The organism is Bradyrhizobium sp. CER78, assembly GCF_029846235.1.
In the GTDB taxonomy this organism is placed as follows: domain Bacteria; phylum Pseudomonadota; class Alphaproteobacteria; order Rhizobiales; family Xanthobacteraceae; genus Bradyrhizobium.
The window spans coordinates 1-21037 of record NZ_JARVWP010000037.1; the positions used below are offsets into that span (position 1 = coordinate 1).

Here is a 21037-nt window from a genome sequence, read left to right on the forward strand (position 1 = left end):
AGAACAGCTGCTGCAGCGTAACGCTCCGCCGCGGAGACGGCGGACTCTACAAGGAGGCCAACACATGAAGACATGTCTTGTCGTCGACGATTCCGGTGTGGTGCGAAAGATCGCGCGCCGCATCCTCGAAGGAATGGAATTCACCGTCATCGAAGCCGAGGACGGCGCGGTCGCGCTCGAGGCCTGCAAGCAGGCGCTGCCGGACGCGGTGCTGCTCGACTGGAACATGCCCGTGATGGACGGCTTCGAATTCCTCGTACAACTCCGCCGCATGCCGGGCGGCGACGTGCCGAAAGTGGTGTTCTGCACCACCGAGAACGGCATCGACCACATCTCGCGGGCGCTGCATGCCGGTGCCAACGAATACATCATGAAGCCGTTCGACAAGGACATCGTGATCGCGAAATTCCAGGAAGTGGGCCTGCTGGCGCTCGATACGCCGGCCGAAGCCTGACACCCAGTTTCACCCTTTCGTCCTTGCGAGGCTCCCGTGACGCCCCCCGACTACGAGTATCTGCGTAAGCTCCTGAAGGACCATTCCGGTCTCGATCTGTCCGCAGACAAGCAATATCTGATCGAAAGCCGCCTGCTGCCGCTGGCGCGCAAATGCGGCCTGTCCGGCATCCCCGACCTGATCACCAAGATCAAGGCCGGCTCGTCGACGCACACCGTCCAGGTGGTCGAGGCCATGACCACCAACGAAACGTTCTTCTTCCGCGACAAGGTGCCGTTCGACCATTTCCGCGACACCATCATGCCCGAGATCCTGAAGGCGCGGGCCGCGCGCCGCAGCGTCCGGATCTGGTGCGCCGCGGGCTCGACCGGCCAGGAGCCCTATTCGCTGGCGATGTGCCTCAAGGAGATGGGCGCGGCGCTCGCCGGATGGCGGGTCGAGATCGTCGCGACCGATCTGTCGCAGGAGGTGCTGGAGAAGTCGAAGGCCGGCATCTACAGCCAGTTCGAGGTGCAGCGCGGGCTGCCGATCCAGATGCTGGTGAAGTATTTCAAGCAGTCGGGTGAATTCTGGCAGATCAATCCCGAGTTGCGCGCGATGGTGCAGCACCGTCAGCTCAATCTGCTGCACGACTTCTCCCAGCTAGGCACTTTCGATGTGATCTTCTGCCGCAACGTGCTGATCTATTTCGATCAGGACACCAAGATCAACATCTTCAACCGTCTCGCACGGTTGATGGAGGCCGACGGCTTCCTGGTGCTCGGCGCCGCCGAGACCGTGGTCGGTCTGACCGACACGTTCAAGCCGCTTCCCGAGCGGCGTGGCCTGTACCGGCCGAGCGGGGTGCGGGCAGCACTGGCGACGCCGCGGCCCGCCATGGCGGTCGGATATTGAGCGATGACCGAGGACGGCAAATCCATCGAGCGAGTTACGTTCAGCCGGGGCGTCGATGTCTGCATCATGGCCATCGACGGCACCTGGCGGCGCGACTGCCAGCTCAATGCCATCTCCGACAATGACGCGTCGCTGACCGTCGAGGGTTCCATTCAGGGGCTCAACCTGAAGGAGTTCTTCCTGCTACTGTCCTCGACCGGGCTCGCCTACCGCCGCTGCGAACTGGTCCGCGTCAACGGCACCGAAATGGACATCAGCTTCCTGAAGGGCAAACCGAGCAAGCGGCGGTCGGGCTCCGACGAAGAGCGGGCCAGGGCCTGACGCCAGAGGCTGCGAACAAGGCCTGATGCCAAAGCCTGCTCCGGCTGGGCGGGCCGCATCTGCTGGAAATCAGGAATTGGAACGGATCGTCGCCTCGAGGGTTGGGCGTCGTCGGGATAATCCGCGTTGACGTGTCGAACCCGGCGGTGGTCGGTCCGGCCGGTCAGTTCAGCAAGCGCGCCGGTGCCTCGGAATCGCGCAGCCGATCGAGCGCCATACCGAGGCCGGCGTCGCAGGCCTTCAGGGTCGTGGACGCGACGGTGTAGCGTGGGGTGACGTCGTCGAGCACGAAGATGTCGGCTGCGGCGTCCTGCTCGGCCAGCAATGCCTCGCGCGCGATCGCCGCCTCGATCAGCCGCAGGCTCGCCTGGACATGGCCGATCAGCGCCACTAGGTCCGTCACGATCAGGCTGTAGGGATCGTTGTCCTCGTCCAAGCACACTGCAACGCCGTCCGCCGCTGCATTTTCCATGCATGTTTCTCCACTGCCCCACTTTTAGGGAACGCGGTGCTACTTGTGCGTTAAGCGGACGTCCCGTACAAATACGGGTCCATTGATCGAGATGGTCGAACTGGTTCTTGTGCAGTCTGGGTAGCACGCTTCACCACTGATGGACGATGCATATGGTTGAGAATGGCGCTCCTCGCGGGGAAATCTTCGTAGTCGACGACGAACCCGCCGTTCGCGAGACGCTTTCCGTGGTCCTGTCGACCGCCGGTTACAAGGTGATCTGCTTTGCAGACGGCGCCGCACTGCTCGCGGTGGCGCGCAGCAGGACGCCGGCCTGCATCCTGCTCGACGTGCACATTCCCGGCAAATCCGGCCTCGATATCCTGAGGGAATTGCACGGCGAGGACTACCCGGCGCCGATCTTCATGATTTCCGGCCAGGGCGACATTCAGATGGCGGTCAGCGCCATCAAGAACGGAGCGCTCGACTTCATCGAGAAGCCGTTCCGCGGCAACGAGATCGTCAGCCGCCTGAATGAGGCGATCGACGCCTATACTAGGCGCCAGGCCGAGACCTCGGCGTCGCGCATCGCTTCGCTGCATTTCCCGGGGCGCGAGCCGCTGACCCGCCGCGAACGCGAGGTGCTCGAGCAATTCACGGCGGGTGCCTCCAACAAGGAGGCCGGGCGTCACCTCGGCATCAGCCCGCGTACGATCGAGGACCACCGCGCCAACATCATGAAGAAGCTCGGCGCCCGCAACGCCGCCGATCTCGTCCGCATCGTGATGACGGCGCAGCAAAAGTAAGCCAAGGCTGGCCAAGGCTGGCAGACGCGCCGATTTCCAAATTGCAAGTTTGTGCGCCGCACGCTCAGCGGGCGGTGCGGGCTGGTCCCGACTTGCGAAACAGGTGCGGACGGCGAACGGCACGTCTGCGCCGCGCGCGGGACGACACGTCCCGGAAATCCTGTATATCCGTGGCGCAGGGCATGCGCGCCGACGGCGCGCGCGAGCAATGTCGAGACACGCACGACCAAAACACATGGCGCATCCAAGATGACCAAGAAGAACAAGACCCCGGATCAATTGCGCAGCGCGCGCTGGTTTGCGCCCGACGATCTGCGCGCCTTCGGCCATCGTTCGCGCGCGATGCAGATGGGCTACGCGCCGGAGGAATGGCGCGACCGGCCTGTCATCGCGATCATCAACACCTGGTCGGATGCGCAGCCCTGCCACATGCACTTCAAGAGCCGGGTCGACGACGTCAAGCGCGGCGTGCTGATGGCCGGCGGCTTTCCGCTGGAGCTGCCGGCACTGTCGCTGTCGGAATCGCTCTTGAAGCCGACCACGATGCTCTACCGCAACATGCTGGCGATGGATGCCGAGGAGCTGCTGCGCGGCCATCCGGTCGATGGCGTGGTGCTGATGGGCGGCTGCGACAAGACCACGCCCGGCCTGCTATTGGGGGCAACCAGCATGAACCTGCCGGCGATCTATCTGCCGGCCGGGCCGATGCTGCGCGGCAACTGGAAGGGCAAGACGCTCGGCTCCGGCTCGGACGCTTGGAAATATTGGGATGAGCGCCGCGCCGGCAAGATCTCCGACAAGGACTGGGTCGACATGGAAGCGGGCATCGCCCGCAGCTACGGCACCTGCATGACCATGGGCACCGCCTCGACCATGACCGCGATCGCCGAAGCCATCGGCATGACCTTGCCCGGCGCCTCGTCGATCCCCGCGGCCGACGCCAACCATATCCGCATGAGCTCGGAGGCCGGCCGCCGCATCGTCGAGATGGTGTGGGAGGATCTCACGCCGCAGAAGATCCAGACGCGAAAAGCCTTCGAGAATGCGATCACGGTCGCGATGGCGATGGGCTGCTCGACCAACGCCATCATTCACCTCATTGCGCAGGCGCGCCGCGCCGGCCAGGACATTTCCCTCGACGATTTCGAGAAAGCGAGCCGCAAGGTGCCTGTCATCGCCAATGTGCGGCCGAGCGGCGACCTATATCTGATGGAGGATTTCTTCTACGCCGGCGGGCTGCCCGGCCTGATGAACCGGATCAGGCAGCATCTGCATCTCGACTGCATGACCGTGTCAGGCAGGACGCTGGGCGAGAACATCGCGGGCGCCGAGGTCCACAACGACGACGTTATCCGCACCGTCGAAAATCCGATCTACAAGGAGGGCGCGCTCGCGGTGTTGAAGGGCAATCTCGCGCCGGATGGCTGCGTGATCAAGCCGTCCGCCTGCGATCCGCGCTTCCTCAAGCACACCGGGCCAGCGCTGGTGTTCGACGACTACCCGTCGATGAAGAAGGCGGTGGACGATCCCGATCTCGATGTTACGGCCGATCACGTCTTGATCCTGCGCAATGCCGGCCCGCAGGGTGGGCCGGGCATGCCCGAATGGGGCATGCTGCCGATCCCGACCAAGCTCGTGAAGCAGGGCGTGCGCGACATGGTGCGGCTGTCGGACGCGCGGATGAGCGGCACCAGCTACGGCGCCTGCATCCTGCACGTCTCGCCGGAATCCTATATCGGCGGCCCGTTGGCGCTGGTGAAGAACGGCGACCGCATCACGCTCGACGTCGCCGCGCGCACCATCAATCTCGATGTGCCGGAGGCGGAACTCGCCAAACGCCGCGCGGAATGGAAGCAGCCCGAGAAGCGCTTCGAGCGCGGCTATGGCTGGATGTTCTCGAAACACATCAAGCAGGCCAATGAGGGCTGCGATTTCGATTTCCTCGAGACCGGGTTCGGCAAGCCGGTCGGCGAGCCGTCGATTTATTAACCGTCGTTCCGGGGCACGCGAAGCGTGTGCCCGGAACCCATTTGTCCACAGCGCATGCGGCCCGATGGATTCTCAGATGCGCAATTGCGCATCATAGCTCGCGCTGCGCGCGCCCCGGAATGACGAAGAGAGCACCATGTCAAAACTCAGCGACTCCACCCGCATTAAGCTGAAATCCGTCTCCACCGCCACCGTCGCGACCGCGCTGTTCAAGCGCGGCTTGCGCATCCAGATGATCCAGGATGTGCATCCGCTGGGTCCGGATCAGCCGACCATGGTCGGCGAAGCTTTCACGCTGCGCTACATGCCGGCGCGCGAGGACCTCAACACGATCGAGGTGTTCCGCGATCGCGCGCATCCGCAGCGCAAGGCGATCGAGGATTGCCCTGTGGGCGCGGTGCTTGTCATGGACAGCCGCAAGGATGCGCGCGCGGCGTCGGCCGGCGCCATCCTGGTGACGCGGCTGATGAAGCGCGGCTGCGCCGGCGTCGTCACCGACGGCGGCTTTCGCGACTCGGCCGAGATCGCGCGGCTCGGCTTCCCGGCGTTTCATCACCGCCCGAGCGCACCGACCAATCTGACCTTGCATCAGGCGATCGAGATCAACGTTCCGATCGGCTGTGGCGACGCGCCGGTGTTTCCCGGCGACGTGATCCTCGGCGACAGCGACGGTGTCATCGTGATCCCGGCGCACCTCGCCGACGAGATCGCCAACGAGACCTTCGAGATGACCGCGTTCGAGGATTTCGTCACCGAGCAGGTCCAGAACGGCCGTGGCATCTTCGGCCTCTATCCCGCGACGGATGAGCAGACGTTGAAGGATTTCGCGGTCTGGCGGAAGGCGAAGGGAAGGTAGCGGCATCCTCCTCGCTCTCCGCGGTCGTTCCTCGAGGAGCGATCGCCACGCATCCCGTCGTCGTCCCGGCGAAGGCCGGGACCCATAACCACAGGGAGGAGTTTGGCGAAGACCGGCAATTGCGTTGCGTGCCGTGGTACCGCGACTTCCTTGCTCGATACATCACGCGGTATGGGTCCTGGCTTTCGCCAGGACGACGATGGGGAGGTATCCGGGCTACGGCGTTCTACACTTCCGCTTTCTTCGCCATCCCCACCGCCCACAGTGCGAACGCATAGACGATCGCGACTTCGTCCAGCCGGTTGAAGCGGCCGGAGGCGCCGCCGTGGCCGGCGCCCATGTTGGTGCGCAGCAGCACCGGGCCACCGCCACGCATCGTGGCGCGCAGACGGGCGATCCATTTTGCCGGCTCCCAATAAGTGACGCGCGGATCGGTGAGCCCGCCCATCGCGAGGATCGCCGGATAATCTTTCGCCGCGACGTTGTCGTAGGGCGAATAGGACAGGATGGTGCGGAAGTCCTTCTCGCTCTCGATCGGGTTGCCCCATTCCGGCCATTCCGGCGGCGTCAGCGGCAGCGTGTCGTCGAGCATGGTGTTGAGCACGTCGACGAACGGCACCTCGGCGACGATGCCGGCGAACAGCTCGCCGGCGCGGTTCGCGACCGCGCCCATCAGCATGCCGCCCGCCGAGCCGCCATGGCCGACGATGCGCTTCTCACCCGTGTACTTCGCTTCGATCAACGCGCGGCCTGCGGCGGCGAAATCGTCGAACGTGTTGGTCTTCTTCTCGCGCTTGCCGTCGAGATACCAGCCCCAGCCCTTGTCGGCGCCGCCGCGGATATGTGCGATTGCATAGACGAAGCCGCGGTCGACCAGCGACAGCCGGTTCGCCGCAAACGATGCCGGCATCGCCATGCCGTAGGAGCCGTAGCCATAGAGCAGCAGCGGCGCCTTGCCGTCGCGAACGAAATCCTTGCGATGCAGGATCGAGACCGGCACAAGCGCGCCGTCGTGTGACGTCGCCATGATGCGCGTGGTGACGTAGTCGGCCGGGTTGTGGCCGGACGGAATCTCCTGGCGCTTGCGCAACACCCGCGTCCGCGTCGCCATGTCGTAGTCATAGACCTCCGACGGCGTCGTCATCGACGAATAGGCAAACCGTAAGTTGGTGGTGTCGAACTCGTAGCCGCCCATGGTGTCGAGCGAATAGGCCGCCTCGTCGAAAGCAATCGCGTGCTCCTCGCCGGTCCTGAGGTCGCGGATGATGATCGCCGGCAGCGCGTTGGCGCGCTCCAGCCGTACCATGTGGCCGGCATAAAGCTCGACGTCGAGCACATAGACGCCCTCGCGATACGGGATCAGGTCGCGCCAGTTGGCGCGCTCGGGCGAGGCGAGCTTTGCTGTGACAACCTTGAAGTCGACCGCGTCGTCGGCATTGGTCAGGATGAAGAGCTCGTCGCCGCGGTCGGCGATCGAATATTGCACGCCTTCCTCACGCGCCGCGACCAGCCGTGGCGGCGCATCGGGATTGGCAAGATCGATCAGCCGCTGCTCCGATGTCTCGTGGTCGCCGCCGGCGATCACGCAGAAGCGGCCGCTTGCGCTCTCGTGCAGATGGGTGAACCAGCCGGAATCCTGCTCCTCGTAGATCAGGGTGTCGTCGGCTTGTTTGGTGCCGAGTCTGTGCCGCCACACCTGCATCGGCCGGTGGTTGTCGTCGAGCTTGACGTAGAAGAAGCTTTTCGAATCCGCAGCCCAGACCACGCCGCCATCGGTCTCCTCGACCAGGTCGTCGAGATCGGTGCCATCAGCCCAGTCGCGCACCCGGATCGAGAAATATTCCGAGCCCTTGGTATCGGCGCTCCAGGCGTGCAAGCGGTGATCGTTGGAGTGCCGGCTGCCGCCGAACTTGAAATATTTGTGGTCCTTCGCCAGCGCGTCGCCGTCGAGCACGACATGTGCCTCGCCACCGTCACGTGGCGTTCGGGCGAACAGCTCGTGCTGGCCGCCTTCGCGGAATTTTCTGAAATAGGCGAACGGGCCGTCCGGCGACGGCACGCTGGAATCATCCTCCTTGATCCGTCCGCGCATCTCCTTGACGAGGCGCTTCTGCAAGCCGTCGGTGTGGCCGAGCAGGCTCTCGGTGTAGCCGTTCTCGGCTTCGAGATAGCTCCGGATGTCGGGATCGAGGATCGAAGGATCGCGCAGCACCTCTTGCCAATTCGGATCCTTGATCCATGCATAGTCGTCGGTCACCGCGATGCCGTGGGTGGTGAAGGAATGCGGCCGGCGCGGCGCGACCGGGGGCGATGTCTTGGTGGATTGGGTCACACGATCCTCATGATGCGGGGTTCCGCTCTATATCGGGATGAATGTGGCGATTGCCAGATGGTGGGCCCGTTCGCGCGCCCGCACGCGGACTGGGCGTCCTAGCCGTTCCGCAGCTTCGCGCCCGCATTGCCGCCGGACATCGGGATCTGGTTCACCGCCAGCACCACGGCGAAGGTGATCACCAGCATCGCGATGCCCAGCACCGCGATCGCGGCGAGGTCGCCGCCTTCGTTGAGATCGTAGATCAGCACCGACAGCACCTTGGTCTGCGAGGTGAACAGCACGATCGCGGCCGATAGTTCCCGCATCACGCCGATGAAGATGAAGCACCAGGTCGCGATCACGCCGGTGCGTAGCAGCGGCGCGGTGATCTGGCGCAGCGCCTGCAGCCGCGTCGCGCCGAGGATGCGGCTGGCTTCCTCGAGCTCGGGATGGATGGTCGCGAACGCCGCCTGCAATTGCTGATAGGCCGAGGGCAGGTTGATGGTGAGAAATGCCAGCAGCAGGATCCATAGCGTGCCGTACAGCACGAAGGGCGGCCGCGTGTAGCTCAGGAACAGGCCGACGCCGAGCACGATGCCGGGCACCGCGACCGGCGCGGTGGCAAGGAAGCCGAGCACGCGGTGGCCCGCGATCACCTTGCGCGTCGTGACATAGGCGATGACGAGCGCCAGGATGGTGCCGATCGTCGCGGTCGCGGTACCCAGGATCACGGTGTTCTTCAGCGCCAGTTGCGTCGACGACAGCTCGGTGAAGACGAAGACGATGTTGTGCAGGGTGGCCGTCGACGGCGTCACCAGCGTGGTGGCGTTCGGCGAGAACGCCGCGTTGAGCAGCGCGAGGTAAGGCAGGAACACCGGATTGAGCAGCACCAAAAGGCAGAAGCCGAGCGCGGCCCAGCGCCAGCCGCGCAACTCGACCCGGCGCGGCGCGCCATATTTGCCGCCGATCACCGAATAGCCGCGGCGGCCGAGCAGCGCCTTCTGGCCCTGCAGCAGCAGGATGGTCAGCACCAGCAGCGGCACCGCGGCGGCGGCCGCGAGCTCGAGCTTCGGCGGATACTGGAACAGGCTCCAGATCTTGGTCGTCATGGTGTGGAAGCCGGCCGGCAGCGCCAGGATCGCGGGTGAGCCGAACAGCGTCATCGCCTGCAGGAATGCGATCAGCGCACCCGCGACCAGCGCGGGCAGGGCAAGTGGGATCGTCACCCGCCGTGCCGTGGTCCAGGCATTGCCGCCGAGGATTGCGGAGGCGTCTTCCAGCTCGCCCGGCATGGTGTCGAGTGCATTGGCCACCAGCACGAACACGAACGGGAAGGTGTAGCAGGAGATCACGAAGATGATCCCGGTCATCGAATAGATGTTGAACAGCGCGTCGGCGTCCTCGCCGGCGAACAGCCGGTAGAGCTGGTTCAGCAGCCCCGAATTCGGCGCCGCCAGCAATTCCCAGGCGACAGCGCCGAGGAACGGCGGCGTCACGAACGAGGCCGTCACCAGCGCGCGGATGATCTGCCGTCCCGGCATGTCGGTGCGCGACACCAGCCAGCTGATCGGCGCCGCGACGATGCAGCAGATCAAGGCCGACGTTGTCGCGATGATCGCAGTCGTCAGCAGCGGATCGAGGAAGTCGGGATTGCTGAACAGGGTGACGAAGTTGGCAAGTGTCGGATGGCGGTTCTTGTCGGTGAAGGCGTACACCGCGAGCCACGACAGCGGCAGCAGGATCAGGAGGACGAGGATCGCGGCGAACAGCCACAGCACCGGGCGCGTCCAGTCGATGCGGGGGCGAGGGGTGGGGGAGGTGGTGGTTGTGGTCATGTTGATCCGGGTGAGCTGCTTCAGCTCCCTCTCCCCGCCCTTCGCGGGGAGAGGGAGGGGTGAGGGGCAGTTTCCGCGAGCGCGACGCGTGGAGGGGCCCCCTCACCCGCCGCGCATCTTGCGATGCGCGTCGGCCTCTCCCCGCAAGCGGGGCGAGGCAAGGAAGCGTGCATCGCGCGCTCCATCCTCACACCCGAAACAACCGCGCATAGCGCGTCTTGATCTCTTCGGTCATCGTTTCCACTCCCGCCGGATCCTCCTTCATCAGCTTGATGTCGGCGAGCTTGCGGCGGCCGGCCTTGGGCTGCACCTGGGCGTGTACCGAATATTGCCCGGTGAAGTCGACGAAGAACTGCTGGGTCTCGCGGGTGTGCAGCCAGGCCTGGAACAGCTTTGCGGCGTTCGGATGCGGCGCGCTGGCGAAGATGCCGGTCGGACCCGAGATCGTCGGCGTGCCCTCGGTCGGATAGACCGGCTCGACCGGCTGGCCGGCTTCCTTCAGCAGCACGATGCCGTATTCATTGCCGTCGGCCATCACAGCGCGCTCGCCGAGCGACAGCTTCTTCGGCGGATCGGTCGAGGACTGCACCTGCATCACGCGCTGCCTGGAAAGCTTTTCCAGATACGGCCAGCCGAGCTCGCGCACGATCTGGAATGTCGTGGTCATGATGGTGCCGCTATAGGCGGGATGGCCCTTCACCATCTTGCCCATCCATCTGGGATCGAGCAGGTCGGCAAAGCTCTTCGGCGCATCCTCCGCTTTCACCAGGTTGGTGTTGTAGGCGATTGACGACAGCCACAGCCGCGTGGTGACGGCCATGCCATCGGGGTCGCGATAATTATCTGGAATATGTTTCGCGACGTCCTCGGGCACGAACGGCATCAGCCAGCCGCTCTTCTTCCAGGGAATGAAGTGCGAAGCATCGGCGCTGTTGACGATATCAGCGGCGTGGATGTTGGAATCGAACTCCTGCGCCACCCGCTGGAACAGCCGTTCCGAGCCCGAGCGCTCGATCTGCACCGTGATCCCTGGATAGGCGGCCTCGAACGCCTTGCCGAGCTTTTCGCCGACCGGCAAGTCCATCGACGAATAGAACACGAGCTTGCCTTCCTTTGTCGCGGCCGCGACGAGGTCCGGCGTGATCGCAGTGGGCTCGGGTGCCGCAGCGCGCGCGGGCGAAGCGAACACCGCACCAACTGCAAGCGCCGCGGAGCCTTTCAGGACATTGCGCCTGGAAATTGGTTTCCGCATCGCGTCCTTCCGTTTCTTGTTGTTATCGGCTGAGCGCCCGGCAGCGCTCCGCTGGCAGTGTCAGCCAGACCTCGCTGCCCTTCTCGACCGCGGTCTCGGTCGGCGTGGTCACCCGCAGCGAGGTGCCGTCTGATGTTTCCACCATGTAGTCGCGGTTCATGCCGAGGTAGACCTGCCGCGTCACGACGGCCTTCAGCGTGTTTGGTGCGGCGGTCGGGGCCTGCGTCGAAAGCAGAATCTCATGCTGGCGGATCGCGACCGGCGCGCTCTGGCCGGCCGTGAGCCTGGCGCCGACCACTTCCAGTGTCGCGCCGGCGAACTCTACATGGGTCGCATCGCGCGCGGTGCCCTTGATGACATTGGCCGCGCCGATGAAACGCGCGACGAATTCGGATTCCGGCCGCGCATAGATGTCCTCAGGCGCGCCGAGCTGGTCGATCTTGCCGGCGTTCATCACTGCGATCAGGTCGGCGGTCGTCATCGCCTCGGACTGGTCGTGGGTGACGTAGACCGTGGTGTAGCGATATTCGTCATGCAGGCGGCGAATCTCGAACCGCATCTCCTCGCGCAGATTGGCATCGAGGTTGGACAGCGGCTCGTCGAGCAGCAGCGTCTCGGGACCGACGATCAGCGCCCGCGCCAGCGCGACGCGCTGCTGCTGGCCGCCGGAGAGCTCGCCGGGGTAGCGCTGCGCCAGCGGTTCCAGCTTGGTGGTCGCCAGGATCGCGGCGAGTTTTTTCGCAATGCTGTCGCGATCCATTTTGCGCAGGCGCAGCCCGTAGACGATGTTCTCGGCCACCGTCATGTGGGGCCACAGCGCGTAGCTCTGGAAGATCATCGACATGTTGCGCTGCTCGGGCGGCAGCGCGCGTGCCTTCGACGACACCACGCGGTCGCCGACCCGGATCTCGCCGTCGGATGGCTCCAGGAACCCGGCGATCAGCCGCAGCGTCGTGGTCTTGCCACAGCCGGACGGCCCGAGCAGGCAGACCAGCTGGCCGTGATCGATTGTCAATGAGACGTCATCAACCGCGACAAACGATCCAAACCGCTTGACCAGGCCGCGCAATTCCACCGATGCCAAGCGATCCCTCCATTTTGTTGTTCGCAGGGATCAGTGCCCGGCTGTTGCCGGCAGTAAAGCGGAAAACGATGACGACGAAAAGTGGACGCGCCTGCTCAATAAGTCGGGGCTGGTCCTTGCTCCGTCATCCCAAAAAATGAGCAATCGCGCAGCCGTCATTGCGAGGAGCGATAGCGACGAAGCAATCCATCGCTCCACTTGCGCGGAACCATGGATTGCTTCGCTTCGCTCGCAATGACGAGGAGAGCGAAGCCCTACGCCTTCACGTTCTCGCCGAGCCACTGGATGGCGGCGTCGGCGCCGGCCTTGCCGTGGGGGATATTCAGTGCTGTCAGCGCGACCTCGATGACGCCGAGCGTGCCGAGGATCATCGGTGCGTTGACGTGGCCCATATGCGCGATGCGGAAGGCCTGGCCCTGCAGATCGCCGATGCCGGTGCCGAGCACGACGCCGCATTTCTCCTTGGCGTAGCGCTGGATCGCGGCGGGGTCGGCGCCCTTCACGGTCACGGTCGTCACCGTGTTGGAGCGCTCGTTGGGCTCGGCGATGTTGAAGCCGAGCACCTGTCCCTCGCCCCAGACCGCAACCGCGCGCCGCACCGCCTCGCCGAGCAGCCGGTGCCGCTCGAACGCGTTCTCCAGGCCCTCGGCGTGCAGCATGTTGATCGCCTCGCGCAGGGCGAACAACAGGTGCACCGGCGCGGTGCCGGCATATTTGCGGTAGTGCTCGCTGCCTTCGCGCTCCGTCCAGTCCCAGTAGGGCGTACGCAGATCGGCCTTCTTGTGGGCGTCCCAGGCGCGATCGCTGGCGGCGACGAAGCCGAGGCCGGGCGGCGTCATCAGGCCCTTCTGCGAGCCGCTCATCGCGACGTCGACATACCATTTGTCCATCTCGAACGGCATGCAGCCGAGCGAGGCGACGGTGTCGACCATGAACAGCGCGGGGTGGCCGGCGGCCTTGATCGCCTTGCCGATCGCCTCGATGTCGTTGTAGGCGCCCGATGCGGTGTCGACCTGCACCACGAGGATCGCCTTGATCTTGTGCTCCTTGTCGCGCCGCAGCCGTTCCTCGACTTCGGCCGGTCGCACGGCGCGGCGCCAGTCGCCCTTCAGCACCTCGACCTCGACGCCCATAGCCGCGGCGGCAGTGCCCCAGCCGATCGCGAAGCGGCCGCTCTCGAGCACCAGCACCTTGTCGCCGCGCGACAGCACGTTGGAGAGCGTGGCTTCCCAGGCGCCATGGCCGTTGGAAATGTAGATGTAGGACTTGCCCTGGGTGGCGAACAGCTTCGAGAGATCGCGCAGCAGGCTTTCGGTCAGTTCAACCATCTCGCTGGAGTAGATGTCGAGCGCCGGGCGATGCATCGCCTGCAGCACCTGATCAGGCATCGTGGTGGGCCCGGGGATGGCCAGAAATTCCCGGCCCGCGCGAACGGTCATCGTCCTGTTCCTTTTGGGTAAAGCAACGCAAATCATGCGTGTGAGGGGTCAAGCGCGGAGGATATTCCATTGCGGCTTCGATTGCGAGCCGGACAAAGCAATCCAGCGTTTCCAAAAGCGCGGGACACAGCCTTATTTTTCGATCGATTCGACCACCGCGCGCCAGATCTGGTCCTTGAATTCGGTCGCGGCGGGGCTCGGGATTTGCGCGACGGCGCCGTGGTTCTTGCTGCACGCTTCCACCAGCCGCAGCACCCAGATTTCACCGTCGGTGTAATAGAGGTCGCCGCCGCCATTGTGCCCGTCGAAGGTAGGGCCGATGCCCGTCACCTGGTACTTCGCCGTGACCATGCCGGCGGACTCGAGGTCGATGGCGAGCAGCGCGCGTTCGGCGTCGAGGTCGGGTGCGATGTGATGGGTCACCGCGCCGGTGTAGTGGCTGATGCCGACACTGCGGTCGAGCGTCGCAGCGCCAAGCCACACCGGGCGCTTCTCCTGACCCTGGTCGAGCACTTTCCAGAACCGGACATGGTTGCGGCGATCCGCGCTCGCTCCAACTGGCCGCTCGAAGGCGAGGTCTTCGCGGCGGCCGAGATAGAACAAGTTGCTCACCGGCGCATCCTTGTAGGGACGATCGAGCAGTACGGAGCCGACGATCTCGATCGAGGATTTCAGCGTGACCGGATCGGCCGGAAACCAGCCGGCTTCGTGCATCGCGCAGACCACGTCCTTGGTGTCGCCGATCAGGCCGACATTCATCGGGTCGCCGGGAATGCCCTGCGCGGTGCGGGTCACCATCGGCAGATTGGCGAGGCCCTTCTGGTGTTCGTAGTGCGTCCACAGCGCCGGCAGCACCAGATAGGCTGCGATCAGATAGATGACCAGCACGAACAGCAGCAGCATTTGCGCTTGCCGGAGGCGGCTGCGCCTTCGCGCGGAAGGCGGGTTGATCTCGACATCGGTCACGAAGCTCTCCTTACCTCTCCCGCTTGCGGGGGAGGTCGGATTGCATCGAAGATGCAATCCGGGTGGGGGCTCTCTCCTCGTAACGAGTGTCGCGAGCGGTGATACCCCCACCCCAGCCCTCCCCCGCAAGCGGGAGAGGGGGCGCATCGCCGATGCGGCTGCACGTCAATCTCATTCGATCAAGCGTTAGCGCCGCGTCTCGCGGCAGCCGGCGGCCTCGGCTTCCTCGACCGAGCAGAACCAGCGCGTGCCCTTGGAGATCTTCATCTCGATCTTGGCGTACCAGCGGCTCGTCGGCTGGTGGAAGATGCATTCGCCGGAGCGGTTGACATTGCCCTTGATGGTGCAGTCGGGTGAAGGCGCAACCGGGCCGGACGCCGAGGCGAGCAGGATCGAGTGGGCACTTTCCGGCACCTTCACCGCGCCGAGCACGGCGGTCTTCTTGTTGCGCACGCGCCAGTCCCACGGCGCGATGAACGCGCCCTGCCACATCCCGGCCTTGGCCTCGCGCGCCGCCTTCTCGTCCGGCTCGTAGTCGTGCGAGACGCGGGTGAAGGCCAGCGCCCAGCCGTTCTCGACCATCCACTTCTGGATGTCCTCACCATCGACCTCGCAGCGCGCAATGGTGCGGCCGCGGCGATCGACCGAGCGGGCGTGGCAAGTCCAGCTCTTGTGGCCGGCATGCTTGATCAGCTCGTCGCGCGCGGCGACGCCGCAGGTCCAGCGCTCACCCTTGGTGTTGAGGCAGAGCTGGTCGGTCGACGGTGCGTCGATGCCGCCGAGCCGGATCTTGACGCTGCCGATCATGACCTGGTCGCCGTCGCGGATCTTCGGCACGCCGGTGATGTCGGCAGCGACAGCCAGCGTCGGCAGCGACAGCAACAGGCCAGCAGTGAGCAGCGTCTTCAGCATCGGCGTTTCCCGGCCAGGTTCTTGGCGTTCAGTGCCCAACGATTGTGCGGGCAATTGGGCAACCGTGCCAGTGCTGTCGTGTTTCCGCCAGTTTCAACTTCGCGTCATCCGTTATGAATGAGCCATCCGCTTCCTCGCCAGCGCCAGCGCCATCAGCACGAACGCCGATGTCACCTCGGGTCCGCCGACCAGGATCCGCGTCGGCGTCTTCATCTTGTTCCACTCATAGGCCTTGTAGGGCCCCTTGCGGCCGCCCTCGCCGAGGCCCTGCACGATGCAATGCAGCGCCGGCGTGAAGCTCGCGACCTCGGCGCCGAGATGTGCCAGCGCCATCAGCGCCAGCGCGGCGTCGAACGGGTTCATCTCATGGGTGATCAGCTCGCCCTGGACATAGCCGAGCACGCGGGCGCGGATCAGCGCGAACACGTTGCCGGGATCGATCACGCGCTGGGCGGCCAGCGGCAGCGCGATGAACGCGGCGTAGCAGCGGCCGAAATAGGCCGAGTAGAGTTCGGGCAGATAGTAGATGTGCGAGCGCGGATTCCTGAACGCGCCGCTTTCGACCAGCCTCTTCTGGAAGGCGATGATGCGATGCACCGTCTCGAGCCGCTGCGGCGTTTCGATGATCTGCCAGCGGGCGAGGTTGCGGAACGAGACCTCGAGGATGTCGAGGTTCAGCGTCGGGTCGAGGTCGTTCCCATACGGCCGCTCGCCTCTGAGATTGTCGATCCAGGTGACGACGCCGCCCTCATAGTCGATGTTGTCATTGAGCGGCACGGTGACAACAGGCTCATTGGCACCAGCGCGCACCTGGTAGCCGCGATAGAAATCGAGCAGCGGCTGCTCGAGGATCGGATCGTCGGAGCCGGCTTGCGTTGCGGCCGAGAACGAGCAAGCCGTGGTGTCGCAGTCGGGCACGTAGATGCCGAAGCCGAGGTCCTGCTTGATCTGGGCGAAGAACCGCGAGAAGCGCGGATGCCGCCCCGGCGCCAGCGCCGTGATCACCCGCACATTGGAGCCGTCATGCGACGGCACCTCCTCGGCGCTGGTCTTGAGACAGAAGGCCACCATGTCGGCGATCGCGCGCCGCGCCGCGCCCGCCTCATCCGCTGACGCCAGCCCGGTCTCGACAAAGCCCAGCAGCGCCTCGGTGAAGAACGCGTCGTAATAGGCGGAGCGGTGGCGGATCTGCACCGGCTCCCACATCGGCTCGGCGATGCCGCGCCATGGCGGGTTGATCAGCGCGCGCGCCGGCGAATGCGCGATGAAGATCCGCGCCAGGCTGAACAGCAAGGTCGAGTTCTTGTAGCCGCGCGCGTTGAGCCCGGTCAGCGCCAACAGCATCTCGCGCCCGCCGATGTCGGCATCGCCGATCAGGTTGAAGGCGGCGTAGGTCGGGATGAAGCCGTTCTTCCCGAACGAGCCGAGCAGATGTGCGCCGGTCTTGCGGATCACGCGGTCGATCTCGGCGATCCCGGGCGGGCGCGCCGGCGCGATCGCGGCCGGCGGGGCCGGGTGGCGCACGCCGATGTCGTCCATCAGCTCTGCGACCGGGGCGCCGATCGCGGCCCAGTCCGGCGCCTCGGCGTCGCGCGCCTCGGTCAGCGCCGCGCGCAGGCCGGCGACGCGGTCGGGGTCCTTCAGCGCCGGCAGGCCGGTGCGGCGGAGCAGCGCGCGCAGCGGCGGATTGCCGAGCGCGGTCCGGTAGAACTTTCCGAGATGGGGATCGCCGCCGCGATAGGCCTGCAATACGGGGTCGCAAACGTCGTAAAGCGATGGGCCGTCCTTTTTGACGGTCAGCGCCCGGCACACCCCCCCGGCTATCTCGTGAAGGCTCATGAATCCCTTTCTCAAGGAACCGGTTAACGCCGCCGCCCCGGCGGTGTTTCCCCCGGTCCTTCCCCAAACGCGCAAGCCTTTGGAAAGCTACATGAATCCGTACAAAATACAAATGTGACAGAGATCACGTAACGGGATCTTAACGGCGTCAATGGCCTGTGCCGGGCGGCAGCATGCGGCAAACCGGGTTGCCCCGGCCGGCCGTCCGGGTTAAGGGAGTGTTTGTTGCGGCGCCGCAAATTGAGATCAATCGACGGCACACACAGCTCAACCCCATTAAACCTGACGGCCACTAACGCGTTTACCCGGCGCGATTTCGTTCGAGCGCCCTCGGGACAAGGATTGGGACTAGGAACGCTATGAACCTTAGGCAGCTTCAACTTTCCCGTCGCACCATCGCCGTTTGTGTGGCGGTGGCCGGCACGGTGTCGCTGGCGATCGGCGCCCATGCCGCGCTCAACAAGCGGACACCGGATGTTGCCAAGGGTGGCGATAAGGCCGTTGCCGCCGGGCTGACCGGCAGCATTCCGGCCGGCGCCTCCCGTCTCGCACTGATCATCGGCAATGGCCATTATCCGGACGCGGCAGCCCCGTTGGCCCAGCCGATCAACGATGCCCGCACGCTATCATCAGCGCTGCGCCACGAGGGCTTCGACGTCGACGTGGTCGAGGATGCGACCAAGGACGACATGTTCCGCGCGGTCGAGCGCATGAAGGCCAAGATCCGCCCCGACACCGTCGTGATGCTGTTCTTCGGCGGCTACGGCGTGCAGGTCGGTCGCGAGAGCTACATGATCCCGGTCGATGCCACGATCTGGAAGGAAGCCGACGTCAAGCGCACCGGCGTCAGCGTCGAGTCCGTGCTCGATGCGATGAAGGAGCGCGGCGCCAAGGCCAAGCTCGTGGTGCTCGATGCCTCCAGGCGCAACCCCTATGAGCGCCGCTTCCGCGCCTTCTCGCACGGCCTCGCGCCGATCAGCCCGCCGGAGAACACCATCGTGCTGAGCTCGGCGACGCCGGGCAAGGTCGCCGACGACTCCAAGGGCACCAACAGCGTCTTGGTCTCGGAGCTGATCAACAACCTCAACGCCCAGGCCGGTGCCGAAAGCGCCTTCAACAAGACCCGCGTCGCGATCTCGCGCGCCAGCGAAGGCGAGCAGGTGCCGAGCGTGTCGTCCTCGCTGCTGGAAGACATCAAGCTCGGCGGCTGAGGCCGGGCGCGTCCTGCGCGGGTGAGCCCCGCGCATTCATCCGATAATCACAAGCACGCTGTGTGGGGAGAATCCCTCTCCCCCAACCCTCCCCCGCAAGGGGGGAGGGAGCCGGACAGGCGTGCTCACCTAACGTCGCCAAACGGCGTATTGCCTACATCGCAGCTGATGTGAGGGACGCACCGGCGGATGGGTTCCCTCCCCCCTTGCGGGGGAGGGTTAGGGAGAGGGGTGCCGCTTGCTCCGCTGAGAGACGCATCGCTTAGCGACACCTGAAACTATCGCTGCTTAAAACCGCGCCGCCTACTTCGCATTCGCGCTCGCACCCACCGGCCGCACCGGATCGCCTTCGCGCAGCAGCGCGCCGGCGCGGGCGACCACGATGTCGCCTTCCTGGATGCCGTCGCGGATCTCGACCTGGCCGGCCGACATCAATCCGGTCTCCACCCGTCGCGTCTCGACGCGGCCGCCGCGCACCACCTGCACCACGGTGCCGGCGGTGGAATAGAGGATCGCGGTCAGCGGCACCGCGACGCCGCAGCTCTGACCGGTCTTGATCTGCGCCCGCCCGCTCGAATTCACCAGCAGCCGCTGGTTCGAGCCGATGCCGACGAACACCTGGCCAAGCTGACTGTTCGGCTCGATGGTCGGCGCAATCCGCCGCACCTTGCCGTCCATCTCGCCGGCGCCTGATATCTTCAACCGCGCGCTCTGCTCGGTCTTCAGCTTGGCGATGTCGCGGGTCGGCACCATGCCGACCAGGTCGTATTCGCTTTTGGCGATGATCGAGAACAGCGCGTCCTTGCCGGACGCCGGCGCGCCGACGATCGCCGATGACGCCGAGATCGTGCCCGCCACCGGCGCGGTGAGATTGATCGCGTTAGCGCCGTCGGTCAGCCGCGCCAGCACCTGGCCCGCGGTAACGGTGTCGCCGGGATCGGCCTTCACCTCGGCGACCTTCAAGCCGAACCGGTCGGGCCGGATCTGCTGCTCGTCGCGCGGCATCACGATGCCCGAGACCTCGACGATATTGCCAAAGCAGTATTTCGAGGCCTTCAGCACCGTCACCGCCGCGCCCTTCGGCACGGCGTCGGCCTCGCCCGCTGCGGACGCGGGAGCGGCCGCGAGCGCAAGCAGCGCCGAGGCGGCGAGGGCGGCAGCGCGCAGGCGGGGCAAAATCATCGGCGAACTATTCCCAAAATGAGGGCCTCCTCATTACCAGATGCGCCCTCGCCGAACCAGCCGGCTGCGCCGTCACTGTCGCGCCGGCATCGCCCGCCAGCGCGAGCTTCGCCAGTTCCTCCGCGCGCCAGATGTGCCCCAGGATCTCCGGATTGACCCGCTCGGCATGCGTCACCGGCAGCATGTGGCCGGCGCCCGGCAGATGCCGCGTCGCGGCGCCATCGATCAGCGCGGCGAGTTTTGCAACGATGCGCTGCGTCACATAGGGCGACAGCCCGCCCGACATCAATAGCGTCGGCACCTTCAGCGCGCCGGCGGCGGCCGCGACGGCGTCGAGATCGAGCGCGGCGTTGAAATCGTAAGGCAGCTTGTCGGCCTGCTCGATCATCCGCAGCCGCCCGCTCGGCGAGAACTGCTCGCGCGGGCCGGAGCCGGCCCAGAACGCGGTGAACGCCTCCACCGCCTCCAGCACCGCGCCGTCGAAGACATCCCGCGACACCATCTGCGCGATCCCTGCGAAGCGCTCATACAGCCGCGCGTCGGCGGGTGTGTCACGCAGCAATGTGGGTAGTATAGGCTCGATCAACGTCAGGCTGCGGATCCGCGGCGCATAGGCCGACGCCGTCGCCAGCCGAAACGCGATCGTTCCGCCATAGGAATGCCCGACCAGATGGATCGGCCCACAGGCCTTGGCGAGCCAGGGCTCGAGCCGCCCGATCTCGCCATCCAGCGTCCGCGGCCAGTCGCGCCCGCAGGCTGCAACGCCATAGCCGGAAATATCCGGCGCCATGAACCTGTCGCCGCCGAGCGCGGCCGCAAGCTTGGTCCATTGCCGTCCCGACCCCAGCGAGCAGTGCAGCGCTACCACCGACGCCGCATCCGGCGCCCCGTTCAAACCCGTCATCAAACCATCCTGCTCGTTCTTGTTGTCGTGCAGGCGCGCGTTCGCACGCGCCCGTCATGACGCGAGCGAAGAGGGGGACGGGTTATTCCTGGGAGGGGTGGGGGAGGTTGGGATTGTGATCGCGGACGCAGTCCGATTCACCGGATGGTGATGGGGACCGCGCACGAGTTCGCGAGGATGCGGGCGCGTATCTCTCCAGCTGTTTGATAATTGAATCAGGAACGTTGCCTCACATTCGGTGTCGTCCTGGCGAAAGCCAGGACCCATTACCCCGAATGATGGTTGTGGCGCGAAGCTGGGGCCACGATCCCTCTCATCGCGGATATCG

The 21037-nt window shown here is 65.4% G+C and carries 18 protein-coding genes; 7 read left to right on the plus strand and 11 right to left on the minus strand.

The genetic code is table 11. The features are described 5' to 3' along the window. Nucleotides 1-64: 64 nt before the first annotated feature. From QDT69_RS36930 to QDT69_RS36940, 3 genes are read left to right on the plus strand one after another with little or no spacing between them, the layout of a single operon-like run. Nucleotides 65-454, plus strand: a complete 390-nt coding sequence (locus QDT69_RS36930; RefSeq protein WP_279711376.1) for a response regulator — start codon at nt 65-67, stop codon at nt 452-454. A gap of 36 nt (nt 455-490) precedes the next feature. Next, the gene (locus tag QDT69_RS36935) at nt 491-1348 is read left to right on the plus strand and encodes a protein-glutamate O-methyltransferase CheR (protein ID WP_279711377.1); all 858 of its coding nucleotides are present in this window, start codon (nt 491-493) and stop codon (nt 1346-1348) included. 3 nt (nt 1349-1351) lie between these two features. Then, complete coding sequence (locus QDT69_RS36940) at nt 1352-1669, plus strand: PilZ domain-containing protein (RefSeq protein ID WP_279711378.1); 318 nt, start codon at nt 1352-1354, stop codon at nt 1667-1669. A 163-nt stretch (nt 1670-1832) separates the two neighbouring features. On the opposite strand, the gene QDT69_RS36945 is transcribed toward QDT69_RS36940, so the two are convergent. Beyond that, nucleotides 1833-2141, minus strand: a complete 309-nt coding sequence (locus QDT69_RS36945) for a hypothetical protein (RefSeq protein WP_279711379.1) — start codon at nt 2139-2141, stop codon at nt 1833-1835. A gap of 152 nt (nt 2142-2293) precedes the next feature. Between QDT69_RS36945 and QDT69_RS36950 the strand changes: the two genes are divergently transcribed. From QDT69_RS36950 to QDT69_RS36960, 3 genes are all read left to right on the plus strand, one after another. Beyond that, complete coding sequence (locus QDT69_RS36950; RefSeq protein WP_050426207.1) at nt 2294-2926, plus strand: response regulator; 633 nt, start codon at nt 2294-2296, stop codon at nt 2924-2926. 249 nt (nt 2927-3175) lie between these two features. Continuing rightward, nucleotides 3176-4915 (plus strand): L-arabinonate dehydratase, encoded by a 1740-nt coding sequence (araD, locus tag QDT69_RS36955; protein ID WP_279711380.1) that lies wholly within the window; start codon nt 3176-3178, stop codon nt 4913-4915. 136 nt (nt 4916-5051) lie between these two features. Then, the gene (locus QDT69_RS36960; RefSeq protein WP_279711381.1) at nt 5052-5771 is read left to right on the plus strand and encodes a ribonuclease activity regulator RraA; all 720 of its coding nucleotides are present in this window, start codon (nt 5052-5054) and stop codon (nt 5769-5771) included. A 226-nt stretch (nt 5772-5997) separates the two neighbouring features. Here the strand turns inward: QDT69_RS36960 and QDT69_RS36965 are convergent, their stop codons facing one another. From QDT69_RS36965 to QDT69_RS37000, 8 genes are all read right to left on the minus strand, one after another. Next, nucleotides 5998-8103, minus strand: a complete 2106-nt coding sequence (locus tag QDT69_RS36965; RefSeq protein WP_279711382.1) for a S9 family peptidase — start codon at nt 8101-8103, stop codon at nt 5998-6000. A gap of 98 nt (nt 8104-8201) precedes the next feature. Further along, nucleotides 8202-9920, minus strand: coding sequence for an iron ABC transporter permease (locus tag QDT69_RS36970; RefSeq protein ID WP_279711383.1), 1719 nt, complete (start codon nt 9918-9920; stop codon nt 8202-8204). A gap of 187 nt (nt 9921-10107) precedes the next feature. After that, nucleotides 10108-11172 (minus strand): substrate-binding domain-containing protein, encoded by a 1065-nt coding sequence (locus QDT69_RS36975; RefSeq protein WP_279711384.1) that lies wholly within the window; start codon nt 11170-11172, stop codon nt 10108-10110. A 22-nt stretch (nt 11173-11194) separates the two neighbouring features. Continuing rightward, nucleotides 11195-12247: an ABC transporter ATP-binding protein gene (locus QDT69_RS36980; RefSeq protein WP_279711391.1), complete on the minus strand. Its 1053-nt coding sequence runs from the start codon at nt 12245-12247 to the stop codon at nt 11195-11197. A gap of 263 nt (nt 12248-12510) precedes the next feature. Further along, nucleotides 12511-13695: an aminotransferase class V-fold PLP-dependent enzyme gene (locus QDT69_RS36985; protein ID WP_279711385.1), complete on the minus strand. Its 1185-nt coding sequence runs from the start codon at nt 13693-13695 to the stop codon at nt 12511-12513. A gap of 132 nt (nt 13696-13827) precedes the next feature. Beyond that, nucleotides 13828-14598: an LssY C-terminal domain-containing protein gene (locus QDT69_RS36990; protein WP_279711392.1), complete on the minus strand. Its 771-nt coding sequence runs from the start codon at nt 14596-14598 to the stop codon at nt 13828-13830. A 249-nt stretch (nt 14599-14847) separates the two neighbouring features. Then, entirely contained in the window at nt 14848-15573 is a 726-nt protein-coding gene (locus QDT69_RS36995) for a thermonuclease family protein (RefSeq protein WP_279711386.1), read from the minus strand. 111 nt (nt 15574-15684) lie between these two features. Next, nucleotides 15685-17412 (minus strand): hypothetical protein, encoded by a 1728-nt coding sequence (locus QDT69_RS37000; RefSeq protein ID WP_279711387.1) that lies wholly within the window; start codon nt 17410-17412, stop codon nt 15685-15687. Nucleotides 17413-17771: 359 nt separating this feature from the next. Here QDT69_RS37000 and QDT69_RS37005 point away from each other — a divergent pair, with 359 nt between their 5' ends. After that, nucleotides 17772-18623, plus strand: coding sequence for a caspase family protein (locus QDT69_RS37005; RefSeq protein ID WP_279711388.1), 852 nt, complete (start codon nt 17772-17774; stop codon nt 18621-18623). A gap of 303 nt (nt 18624-18926) precedes the next feature. Here QDT69_RS37005 and QDT69_RS37010 read toward each other — a convergent pair whose 3' ends face one another. Together QDT69_RS37010 and QDT69_RS37015 are read right to left on the minus strand one after the other, a co-directional pair. Next, entirely contained in the window at nt 18927-19805 is an 879-nt protein-coding gene (locus tag QDT69_RS37010; protein ID WP_279711389.1) for an efflux RND transporter periplasmic adaptor subunit, read from the minus strand. A 7-nt stretch (nt 19806-19812) separates the two neighbouring features. Then, a complete protein-coding gene (locus tag QDT69_RS37015) occupies nt 19813-20709 on the minus strand; it encodes an alpha/beta fold hydrolase (protein WP_279711390.1) in 897 nt (298 codons plus the stop codon). Between the last annotated feature and the right edge of the window lie 328 nt (nt 20710-21037).

Excerpts from the sequence above, each read along its gene's own strand:
- QDT69_RS36930 (WP_279711376.1), top strand. The coding sequence starts at position 65 with ATGAAGACATGTCTTGTCGTCGACGATTCCGGTGTGGTGCGAAAGATC.
- QDT69_RS36940 (WP_279711378.1), top strand. The coding sequence starts at position 1,352 with ATGACCGAGGACGGCAAATCCATCGAGCGAGTTACGTTCAGCCGGGGC.
- QDT69_RS36945 (WP_279711379.1), bottom strand. The coding sequence starts at position 2,141 with ATGGAAAATGCAGCGGCGGACGGCGTTGCAGTGTGCTTGGACGAGGAC.
- QDT69_RS36950 (WP_050426207.1), top strand. The coding sequence starts at position 2,294 with ATGGTTGAGAATGGCGCTCCTCGCGGGGAAATCTTCGTAGTCGACGAC.
- araD (WP_279711380.1), top strand. The coding sequence starts at position 3,176 with ATGACCAAGAAGAACAAGACCCCGGATCAATTGCGCAGCGCGCGCTGG.
- QDT69_RS36960 (WP_279711381.1), top strand. The coding sequence starts at position 5,052 with ATGTCAAAACTCAGCGACTCCACCCGCATTAAGCTGAAATCCGTCTCC.
- QDT69_RS36970 (WP_279711383.1), bottom strand. The coding sequence starts at position 9,920 with ATGACCACAACCACCACCTCCCCCACCCCTCGCCCCCGCATCGACTGG.
- QDT69_RS36975 (WP_279711384.1), bottom strand. The coding sequence starts at position 11,172 with ATGCGGAAACCAATTTCCAGGCGCAATGTCCTGAAAGGCTCCGCGGCG.
- QDT69_RS36985 (WP_279711385.1), bottom strand. The coding sequence starts at position 13,695 with ATGACCGTTCGCGCGGGCCGGGAATTTCTGGCCATCCCCGGGCCCACC.
- QDT69_RS36990 (WP_279711392.1), bottom strand. The coding sequence starts at position 14,598 with ATGCTGCTGCTGTTCGTGCTGGTCATCTATCTGATCGCAGCCTATCTG.
- QDT69_RS36995 (WP_279711386.1), bottom strand. The coding sequence starts at position 15,573 with ATGCTGAAGACGCTGCTCACTGCTGGCCTGTTGCTGTCGCTGCCGACG.
- QDT69_RS37000 (WP_279711387.1), bottom strand. The coding sequence starts at position 17,412 with ATGAGCCTTCACGAGATAGCCGGGGGGGTGTGCCGGGCGCTGACCGTC.
- QDT69_RS37005 (WP_279711388.1), top strand. The coding sequence starts at position 17,772 with ATGAACCTTAGGCAGCTTCAACTTTCCCGTCGCACCATCGCCGTTTGT.
- QDT69_RS37010 (WP_279711389.1), bottom strand. The coding sequence starts at position 19,805 with ATGATTTTGCCCCGCCTGCGCGCTGCCGCCCTCGCCGCCTCGGCGCTG.
- QDT69_RS37015 (WP_279711390.1), bottom strand. The coding sequence starts at position 20,709 with ATGACGGGTTTGAACGGGGCGCCGGATGCGGCGTCGGTGGTAGCGCTG.